Genomic DNA, 9,430 nt, shown 5'->3' with positions numbered 1-9,430 from the left:
CCGATCCGGGCCGTACGGGTCCGGCCCGCGCGGGGTGCCGGGTCCGCCGGGGGCCGGGGCGGGGCCGTCGTACGGCGCCGGGGGCCGCGCGCCGTGCGACGGGGGCGGCCCGGCGGCGTGCCGGGCGCCGGGGCCGTCCTGGGCGTACCCGTCCGGGGCGTACCCGTCCGGGGCATATCCGTCCGGGGCGTGCGGGGACGCGTCCGGTCCGTACGGTGCCGTCGCCGGAGCGTCCGACGACGGGCCGGCCCCGTACGGCGGGGGCGTGTCGCGGTGGGTCGCGGGCCGCGGCGGATACGCCGGGCGCGGTGCGGGGACCGCCTGGGGCGGCACCGCGTCGCGCCGGGTGCCGCGTGGCTCGTGAGTGCCCTCGGTGTCCATAGTGCCGCCCCTCGCCCCCTGACGGGCCGTCCTGTCGCCTGCGCGCGGTGGCGCGCCACCGCTCAATCTAGTGTTCCCCTCCAGAAAGCCGGAACGTACGCCGCACGCCGCGTGGTTGGCCTCCCGCGCGGGAGGCCGGGCGGTCCGCGCGTACCGTACCCGCCGGGCCGCTGCCGCCGCGTGCCTGTCCGCCGCGGCCAACGCGACACGGCCGCCGCTCCCCCGCGGCGCATGCCGCGCCCGCCGCCGCGGCCCTAGCCTGCGACTGACCGCACGGTCCCCGCCACCTCCAGGAGCGCCCATGCCCGCACCGCAGGCCGTCCCCGCCGCCCTTCCGCAGGAGCGCCGCCTCGTCACCGCGATCCCCGGCCCGAAGTCCCGGGAGCTGATGGCCCGCAAGAGCGCGGCGGTGGCCGACGGCGTGGGCACGGTCATGCCGGTCTTCGCGGCCCGCGCGGGCGGCGGGGTGATCGAGGACGTGGACGGCAACTCGCTCATCGACTTCGGTTCCGGCATCGCCGTGACCTCGGTGGGCTCCAGCGCGGAGGCCGTGGTGCGGCGCGCGGCCGCGCAGCTCGCCGACTTCACCCACACCTGCTTCATGGTGACGCCGTACGAGGGCTACGTGGCGGTGTGCGAGGAGCTGGCGCGGCTGACGCCGGGCGGGCACGCGAAGAAGTCGGCGCTGTTCAACTCGGGCGCCGAGGCCGTGGAGAACGCGGTGAAGATCGCCCGGGTGGCGACCGGCCGGCAGGCGGTCGTCGTGTTCGACCACGGCTACCACGGCCGCACCAACCTGACCATGGCCCTGACCGCCAAGAACATGCCGTACAAGCAGGGTTTCGGCCCCTTCGCGCCCGAGGTCTACCGGATGCCGCTCGCCTACCCCTACCGCTGGCCGACCGGGCCCGAGCGCTGCGCCGAGGAGGCGGCGGCCCAGGTGACCGACCTGATCGACAAGCAGGTGGGGGCGGGGAACGTGGCCGCGATCGTCATCGAGCCGGTGCTGGGCGAGGGCGGGTTCATCGTGCCCGCTCCGGGTTTCCTGCCGCGGATCGCCGCCTACGCGCGGGCGCACGGCATCGTCTTCGTCGCCGACGAGATCCAGTCGGGCTTCTGCCGCACCGGCCGGTGGTTCGCGTGCGAGCACGAGGGCGTCGTGCCCGACCTGGTCACCACCGCGAAGGGCATCGCGGGCGGCCTGCCGCTGGCCGCCGTCACCGGCCGGGCGGAGCTGATGGACGCGGCGCACACCGGGGGCCTGGGAGGCACCTACGGCGGCAACCCGGTGGCCTGCGCGGCGGCGCTCGGCGCCATCGAGACCATGCGCGAGCTGGACCTGAACGCGCGGGCGCGGCGCATCGAGGAGGTCGTGCGGGACCGTCTCGGGGCGCTGCGGGAGGCGTGTCCGGCCATCGGCGACCTGCGCGGCCGCGGCGCGATGATGGCCGTCGAGCTGGTCCGGCCGGGCACCAAGGAGCCCGACCCGCGGGCGGCGGCCGCGCTGGCGGCGTCCTGCCACGCGCAGGGCCTGGTGGTGCTGACCTGTGGAACGTACGGTAATGTTCTGCGCTTCCTGCCGCCGCTGGTGATCGGCGAGGACCTGCTGCGCGAGGGGCTGGACATCCTGGGGGGAGCCCTGGCGCGGCAGTGAACGGCCTGGTCCGGCGCGTGCCGTGAAGTGCCGTGGAGCGGCGTGAAGAAGATGTGCGGGGCCCATGTCGGGAGGGTGTTCCGCCTGTCGCAACGCGCTGCGCTGCCGTACGGTCGATCCAGATGAGAGATTCACGCCGCTCGCAGGGGACTGCGGGCGACGCCGGACCGGTGCTTCCCCAGTGCCGTTCCGGCCGTGCCCTCGCGCACACCACTGGAGCCTCCGGCTCCGGATCTCCTCACCGATCGGATGGCCGCCCGCCCCAAACCCCCCGGGGCGCGCGGTGCCCCGGTCACGACGGCGGCCCCGGAACTACCCCCCCTGTTCCGGGGCCGCCGAATGTCTGCCCGCCGCCGGGCCGCGGTCCCCGCCGCCCGCGCGTGCGGCTACTCCTCGCGCTCCTGCCCGCCGCGCTGTTCGCGCTGATCACCTGCCTGGTCGCGGCCGGCGGCCCGGCGCGTTCGGCCGACGAGCGGCTGCGCCGCGCGGTGGCCGCCTGCGGTCTTCCCTCCCGCGCCGCCGAGTTCTTCGCCGACCTCGGCGGGATGGGAGCGGCGGCGCCGGTGCTGGCGGCGGCGGCCGGGTACGCGGCGTGGCGGGGGCGGCGGCAGGGCGCGCCGCGCTGGTGGCTGCCGCCGCTGGCCGCCGCGCTGGCGATGGCCGCCGTCCCGGCCCTGGTCGCCCCGCTCAAGGCCGTGCTGGACCGCGCCGCGCCGCCCGGCCCGCTCGCGGGCGGGTCCGGCTTCTACCCGTCGGGCCACGCCGCCACGGCCCTGGTCGGCTACGGCGCCGCGGCGCTCCTGCTGCTGCCCCGCCCGCGCCTGCGGCGGCCCCTGGCGGCGGCCGTGGCGCTGGTGAACGCGGCCGTGGGCGTGGGCCTGGTGGCCCGCGGGTACCACTGGCCGCTGGACGTGGCCGGGAGCTGGTGCCTGGGCTGCTGCCTGCTGTGGGCCGTGTGGCGCGTGCGCGCCGGGCGGGCGGGGGGCTGAGGAGGAGGCGGCGCCGGCGCGCGTCAGCCCTCCGTTCCGCCGCGTCCCTCGTGCTCCTGGGACCCGTCCAGGCGCCGCAGGCCGAAGGCGGTGTCGAGGCCTCCGGGGCGTTCGGCGCCGGCGTACGGCGGCGGGTCGGCGGGGGCCGCCCCGGCCGTCTCACCGGGCCGCGGTCCCTCCTCCCGCCCCCGCCCCTCGCCGGGCCGCGTCCCGTCCGCGCGGGCGAGCGAGACGGCCCGTTCCGCGCGGGCGAGCGAGACGGCCCGTTCCGCGCGGGCGAGCGAGACGGCCTCGTGCAGGGCGGTCTCCAGCAGGGCGGGGTCGGTGAGCGTGCCGGAGCCGTCCGGCACCACCACCCACCGCACGCCGCCCGTCGCCCGTCCCGGGTAGGGCACCACGATCCACGTGCCGGGGCCCGCCCCGCGCACGCCCGCGCCGGACCACCGGGACGCCGTCCCGGGCGGGACGAAGAAGCCCATCCGGGCGCTGCCGAAGTCGGCCAGCACCGGGCCCGGGGCCTCCAGTAACCCGCGGAGCACGTCGAGCGTCAGCGTCCCGAGCCCGCCCGGCATGATCAGGACGTCCCACAGCCGGCCGGCCGGCAGCAGCGCCACTCCCAGGGGGTTGCGCTCCCAGTCCCACCGGCAGGCGTCGGGATCGGGCGCCGCGGCCGCCAGCCATGCCACCGCGTCCCCGTATTCGGCGCCGTACATGAGGCTCCTTCCTTCCGTTCCGTTACGCGCGGGCGGTTCCCGCTGGGAAGGGGGGACAGGGCTGCGGGTGCCTCCTTACACGGCTTCGCCGGACCGTTGCGGACGAAGTGGCGCACGCGGGTACGGCTGGAGTGCGCGGGGGGCGCACGGTGGTGCGCGGCGCGGTCCGCGGCCCAAAGGGTGGTATGGCCAAAGAGTGGTAGGGCCAGAGGGTGGCAGGGCATGCGAAAGCCCCGCCGGACGGTGAAGGACTTCGGCGGGGCTGTCGCGCCGCCGACCGGGGCCGGGCGGCGAGGCGTACGGCGTCAGGCGGCCGGACCGGCGCCGGGCAGGACCCGGACGGCGGCGAGGGTGTCGTAGGCGGAGTCGTCGTCCTCGTCGACCGCGATGTACACGAAGATCATGACGACGCTCGCGACGACGGCGATGACGCCGCAGATGAGCCCGGCCAAGGCCTGGCCGCCGTTGGTCGCCGTGCCCCGGCCCGCCTTGGCGCGGCCGAGCGCGCCGAAGACGATCGCCAGCACGCCGAGGATGGCGCCGAACACGACGGTGAAGAACGCGACGAGCCCGATGATGCCCAGCACCAGCGCCGCGGTGCCCTGCCCGTTGTCGGGGACGGGCCCCACGGGCCAGCCGGGGCCGTACGGCGCCTGGGGGTAGCCGGGGTAGCCGTAGCCGGGCTGGCCGTAGGGCGGCTGCCCGCCGGGCTGCCCGGCGTACGGGTTCCCGCCCGGCGCGGCGAAGCCGCCGGGCGGGCCGGGCTGCTGGGCGCTGGGCGTGCCCGGGCCGGTCGGCGCGGGCGGGGGCGGCGGCACCGGGCCGGAGGCGCCGGGCACCGGCAGGGCGGTGACCGTGGGCTGCGCGAACGGCGGCGCGTCCGGCGGGACGGGCGGACCGCCCGCGGGCTTGTCCAGCGGCACCCGCTGCTCCGGCGGCGCCCAGGGGTCTCGCTCGGGCGTGCCCGGCGGTCCGGGCCGGCTGGTGTCCTCAGGCTGCTGCGCCATTACCTCTCCCCTGCGGTGTCGGCCCATGCTAAGGCCTGTCCGCCGGCAGCGCGCCAGGCGCCTCTACGATGACCTCACGTCCGCAGCCGCGGCACGACTCCGGGAGGACCTCTTGACCGATCTCACTGCCTTCATCGCGGGGTTGCCGAAGGCGGAGCTCCACGTCCACCACGTCGGATCCGCCTCGCCCCGGATCGTCGCCGAGCTGGCCGCGCGACACCCGGACTCCCCGGTGCCCACCGACCCGGAGGCGCTGGCCGACTACTTCGTCTTCCGCGACTTCGCCCACTTCATCGACGTCTACCTGTCGGTGGTCGACCTGGTCCGCGACGCGGAGGACGTGCGGCTGCTCACCTACGAGATCGCCCGCGACATGGCCCGGCAGAACGTGCGCTACGCCGAGCTGACCGTCACCCCCTTCAGCTCCACCAGCCGCGGCATCCCGGATCTCGCCTTCACCGAGGCGATCGAGGACGCGCGCCGGTCCGCCGAGGCCGACTTCGGGGTGGTGTTGCGCTGGTGCTTCGACATCCCCGGCGAGGCGGGCCTGGCGGCCGCGGAGGAGACCGCGCGGATCGCCTGCGAGCTGCGCCCGGAGGGGCTGGTGAGCTTCGGGCTCGGCGGGCCGGAGATCGGCGTGCCGCGCGGGCAGTTCAAGCCGTACTTCGACCGGGCCCGGGCGGCCGGCCTGCACAGCGTGCCGCACGCGGGCGAGACCACCGGCCCGGAGACCGTCTGGGACGCCCTGACCGCGCTGGGCGCGGAGCGCATCGGCCACGGCACCAGCGCCGTGCGGGACCCGGAGCTGCTGGCGTACCTGGCCGAGCACCGCATCCCGCTGGAGGTCTGCCCGACGTCGAACGTCGCCACGCGCGCGGTCCCCTCCCTGGAGGAGCACCCGCTGGCGCGGATGGTCGCGGCGGGCGTGCCCGTGACGATCAACAGCGACGACCCGCCGATGTTCGGCACGGACCTCAACACCGAGTACGCGGTGGCGGCCCGGCTGCTGGGCCTGGACCAGGCGGGCGTCGCGGACCTGGCGCGCGGCGCGGTGGCCGCGTCCTTCCTGGACGCGGCGGGCAAGGCGCGGCTGACCGCGGAGATCGACGCGTACGCCGACGGCGTGGGCTGATGGCGGCGGCGACCGGGGCCGCGGTCGCGGCGGCGTTCACCGCCGTGGCCCACCGCGGCGACCCGTACGTGTGCCGGGAGAACACCCTGCCGTCGCTGCGCTCCGCGGTGGCCGCCGGGGCCGACGCCGTCGAGGTCGACGTGCGGCTGACGCAGGACGGCGTCCCGGTGCTGCTGCACGACGCCACCCTCAAGCGGCTGTGGGGGCACGAGCGGCCCCTGGACTCCCTCACGGCCGCGGACGTGCGGGAGCTGACCGGCGACGGCGTGCCGTCCCTGCGCGCGGCCCTGGCCGCGACCGAGGCGGTGCGGCTGCTGATCGACCTGCCCGGCGCGGTGGCCGCCCGGGAGGCGGTCGCCGAGGTGCGCGCGGCCGGCGCGGCCGACCGGGTGTACTACTGCGGCGACATACCCGCCCTGCAGGCCGTACGCGCCGCGGACCCGGCCGCGGAGCTGGCCCTGACCTGGACCACGAGCGCCCCGCCGCGGCCCGCCCTGCTGGACGCGCTGCGCCCGCGGTGGGTCAACTACCGCTTCGGCCTCATCTCCCCGGCCCTGGTCGACCGCGCGCACGCCGACGGGCTGCTGGTGTCGGCCTGGACGGCCGACACCCGGCGGACGATGGCCCGGCTGCTGCGCGCGGGCGTGGACGCGGTCACGACCAACCGGGTGGCCGCGCTGCGCGCGCTGGTCGGCGGCCGCCGCCCCGTGCCCGGGCCGGGCCGGTCAGCCGTCCAGTGAGGTCATCACGTGCTTCACGCGCGTGTAGTCCTCGAAGCCGTAGGCGGACAGGTCCTTGCCGTAGCCGGACTTCTTGAACCCGCCGTGCGGCATCTCGGCCACCAGCGGGATGTGGGTGTTGACCCACACGCAGCCGAAGTCCAGAGCCTTGGTCAGGCGCATCGCGCGCGCGTGGTCGCGGGTCCACACCGAGGACGCCAGGCCGTACTCGACGCCGTTGGCGAACGCCACCGCCTGCGCCTCGTCGGTGAAGGACTGCACGGTGATGACCGGGCCGAACACCTCCTGCTGCACGATCTCGTCGTCCTGCCGCAGCCCGGAGACCACCGTGGGCGCGTAGAAGTAGCCGGCGTCGCCGACCCGGTGGCCGCCGGCCTCCACCCGGGCGTGCGCGGGCAGCCGGTCGACGAAGCCGCTGACCTGCGCGAGCTGGGTGGCGTTGTTCAGCGGCCCGTAGGCGACGTCCGGCACGTCCGGCGCGCCGGTCTTGGTGCCGGCCGCCGCCTCGGCGAGCGCGGCCACGAACGTGTCGTGCACCGACTCGTGCACCAGCACGCGCGTGGCGGCCGTGCAGTCCTGGCCGGCGTTGAAGAAGCCGGCCGCGGCGATGCCCTCCACCGCCTTGGGCAGGTCGGCGTCGTCGAAGACGACCACGGGCGCCTTGCCGCCGAGTTCCAGGTGGACGCGCTTGACGTCGCGCGCGGCGGTCTCGGCGACCTGCGCCCCGGCCCGTACGGATCCGGTGATGGACGCCATCGCGGGCACCGGGTGCTCGACCATCAGCCGTCCGGTGGCGCGGTCGCCGCACAGCACGTTGAACACGCCCGCCGGGTGGCCGAGACCGGCCAGCACGCCGCCGACGATATCGGCGATGAGCACGGTGGAGGCGGGCGTGGTGTCGGAGGGCTTGAGGACGACCGTGTTGCCCGCCGCGAGCGCCGGGGCGAACTTCCACACGGCCATCATCATCGGGTAGTTCCACGGCGCGACCTGCGCGCACACGCCCAGCGGCTCGCGGCGCACGAAGGACGTCAGGCCGTCCATGTACTCGCCGGCCGAGCGGCCCTCCAGCATCCGCGCGGCGCCCGCGAAGAACCGGATCTGGTCGATCATGGGCGGGATCTCCTCCTCGCGCGTGAGGCCGATCGGCTTGCCGGTGTTCTCGCTCTCGACCGCGACCAGTTCCTCGGCGCGCTCCTCGACGGCGTCGGCGATCCGCAGCAGCGCCTTCTGCCGCTCGCCGGGCACCAGGTCGCGCCAGGCCGGGAAGGCGGCCGCGGCGGCGGCCATGGCGGCGTCGACGTCGGCGGGGCCGGACAGCGGCGCGGTGGCGTAGGGCTCGCCGGTGGCGGGGTTGACCACCTCGGTGGTCCGCCCGTCGGCGGCGTCCCGGAACTCCCCGTCGATGTGGTTGCGCAGGTGACGCAGTCCTGTGGTCACGTTGCCACCCTTTCTGTCACGGGACCGGTGGGGCAGACACCGCCCACAGTAGCTCTCCGCCGGGCGGGTGCGGGGCCCGTCGGCGCCGGGAGCCGCGAGGTCCGCCGCGCGGCGGCGCACGCCACGCGGCGCGCACCCGCGACAGCGCCCCCTGGGAACGCGCCCGGTGCCCCGGGGCGTGCGCCCGGGGCTCCCGGGGGCGTGCGCCTGGCGCTCATACACTCCCCCGCTCATCGCGAAAGGGGCTGATCGGAGGAACCCCGCTCGCGTCCCGCCGAGCCTGGGCCCGGCGCCGGACCGGAGTCCTTACCGTGTCCTTACCGTGCCAGTGACCGATCGGCCCCCGTCCTCGTTCCCCCGACTGAGGGACAACGACCCAAGCAAGGCAAGGCAAGGTGCTCCCATGGCGGCTCCGCCGGACAACGACGTGCTCTGGGCACGCACCCTGACGTACGCGTACGACGGCTCGCCGGCCGTCTCCGGCGTCTCCATCGGCGTCCGCGAGGGCGAGGTCCTCGCCCTGACCGGGCCGCGCGGCGGCGGGAAGACCACCCTCCTGAAGTGCCTGTCGGCCCAGCTCCCGCCGGACGGCGGCGAGGTGTGGTTCAACAGCTCCCCGGTCCACACCCTCGGCCCGGCGGGCCGCGAGCGGCTGCGCCGGGAGCGGTTCGGCTGGGTCGGGACCTGCCCGCAGCTGGTCCCCGAGCTGACCGCCTGGGAGAACGTGGCCCTGCCGCTGCTGCTGCGGGGCGTGCGGCGGCGCGCCGCCAAGAGCGCGGCTCGCGAGTGGCTGGAGCGGCTGGACGTCGGCGACCTGGCCGGGCGGCGGCCGGACGGGCTGCGGCAGACGCAGCGGCAGCGGATCGCCATCGCCCGCGCGCTGGCCGGCGAGCCCGCCGTGCTGTTCGCCGACGAGCCCAGCGCGCCGCTGCGCGGCACCGACCGCACCCAGGCGCTGCGGACGCTGACCGCCGCGGCCCGCTCGCACGGCGTCACGGTCGTCCTGGCCTGCGGCACGGCCGAGGCGGCCGCGCTCGCCGACCGCACCGTCACGCTGATCGACGGGCGCCGGGCGGGGCTGGTCATGTCGGCGGCGGAGGCGGAGGGCAGGACGGCGTGCTCAGCCTCCGCCTAGCGCGCGGGGCCCGCCCGGCGGCCCTGCTGCCGCGGCTGCTGGTCGTGGCGGCGTCGGCGGGCGCGGGCTTCCTGCTGCTGTGCGCGCTGGGGTACGCCGCCGCCCACCCGGGGAGGTCCGCCGGGGCGCTGGCGCGGCTGCTGTGGTGCGCGGTGCCGCTGGCGGCCGCGGTGCAGCTGGCCGCCGTGGTGGCCCGGGCCCGCCCCGGACGGCGGACGCGGTCGGGACTGGCCGCCGCG

Annotated in this window: 7 protein-coding genes and 3 pseudogenes; 6 read left to right on the top strand and 4 right to left on the bottom strand. The window is 76.8% G+C overall.

Annotated features, from left to right (window positions below; all coding sequences use genetic code 11):
• Positions 1-381: pseudogene (locus RKE29_RS24440) on the bottom strand (hypothetical protein); the annotation flags it as partial.
• 301 nt (positions 382-682) lie between these two features.
• On the opposite strand from RKE29_RS24440, the gene gabT reads away from it, so the two are divergent.
• Complete coding sequence (gabT, locus tag RKE29_RS24435) at positions 683-2,035, top strand: 4-aminobutyrate--2-oxoglutarate transaminase (protein WP_312007775.1); 1,353 nt, start codon at positions 683-685, stop codon at positions 2,033-2,035.
• Positions 2,036-2,415: 380 nt separating this feature from the next.
• Complete coding sequence (locus RKE29_RS24430; protein ID WP_312007774.1) at positions 2,416-3,024, top strand: phosphatase PAP2 family protein; 609 nt, start codon at positions 2,416-2,418, stop codon at positions 3,022-3,024.
• A gap of 287 nt (positions 3,025-3,311) precedes the next feature.
• Here RKE29_RS24430 and RKE29_RS24425 read toward each other — a convergent pair.
• Positions 3,312-3,737 (bottom strand): annotated as a pseudogene (locus tag RKE29_RS24425) (hypothetical protein); the annotation flags it as partial.
• A gap of 305 nt (positions 3,738-4,042) precedes the next feature.
• Positions 4,043-4,744: a hypothetical protein gene (locus tag RKE29_RS24420; RefSeq protein WP_312007773.1), complete on the bottom strand. Its 702-nt coding sequence runs from the start codon at positions 4,742-4,744 to the stop codon at positions 4,043-4,045.
• Between the two features lie 112 nt (positions 4,745-4,856).
• On the opposite strand from RKE29_RS24420, the gene RKE29_RS24415 reads away from it, so the two are divergent.
• Entirely contained in the window at positions 4,857-5,876 is a 1,020-nt protein-coding gene (locus RKE29_RS24415) for an adenosine deaminase (RefSeq protein ID WP_312007772.1), read from the top strand.
• Positions 5,876-6,616, top strand: a complete 741-nt coding sequence (locus RKE29_RS24410; protein WP_312007770.1) for a glycerophosphodiester phosphodiesterase — start codon at positions 5,876-5,878, stop codon at positions 6,614-6,616. The genes RKE29_RS24415 and RKE29_RS24410 overlap by 1 nt, the downstream gene beginning before the upstream one ends.
• Here RKE29_RS24410 and RKE29_RS24405 read toward each other — a convergent pair.
• On the bottom strand, positions 6,602-8,056 hold the full coding sequence (locus tag RKE29_RS24405; RefSeq protein WP_312007769.1) for a gamma-aminobutyraldehyde dehydrogenase: 1,455 nt from the start codon (positions 8,054-8,056) through the stop codon (positions 6,602-6,604). The two genes, RKE29_RS24410 and RKE29_RS24405, sit on opposite strands and share 15 nt — an antisense overlap.
• 403 nt (positions 8,057-8,459) lie before the next feature.
• Between RKE29_RS24405 and RKE29_RS24400 the strand changes: the two genes are divergently transcribed.
• Together RKE29_RS24400 and RKE29_RS24395 are read left to right on the top strand one after the other, a co-directional pair.
• Entirely contained in the window at positions 8,460-9,191 is a 732-nt protein-coding gene (locus tag RKE29_RS24400) for an ATP-binding cassette domain-containing protein (protein ID WP_312007768.1), read from the top strand.
• Positions 9,173-9,430: pseudogene (locus tag RKE29_RS24395) on the top strand (hypothetical protein); the annotation flags it as partial. The gene RKE29_RS24400 and the pseudogene RKE29_RS24395, both read left to right, overlap by 19 nt.

This window comes from Streptomyces sp. B1866 (genome assembly GCF_031932565.1).
Lineage (GTDB): Bacteria > Actinomycetota > Actinomycetes > Streptomycetales > Streptomycetaceae > Streptomyces.
Note: the sequence above shows the minus strand (reverse complement) of the source record. Positions and strands in the feature narration are given on the sequence as shown.

Excerpts from the sequence above, each read along its gene's own strand:
- RKE29_RS24410 (WP_312007770.1), top strand. The coding sequence starts at position 5,876 with ATGGCGGCGGCGACCGGGGCCGCGGTCGCGGCGGCGTTCACCGCCGTG.
- RKE29_RS24420 (WP_312007773.1), bottom strand. The coding sequence starts at position 4,744 with ATGGCGCAGCAGCCTGAGGACACCAGCCGGCCCGGACCGCCGGGCACG.
- gabT (WP_312007775.1), top strand. The coding sequence starts at position 683 with ATGCCCGCACCGCAGGCCGTCCCCGCCGCCCTTCCGCAGGAGCGCCGC.
- RKE29_RS24400 (WP_312007768.1), top strand. The coding sequence starts at position 8,460 with ATGGCGGCTCCGCCGGACAACGACGTGCTCTGGGCACGCACCCTGACG.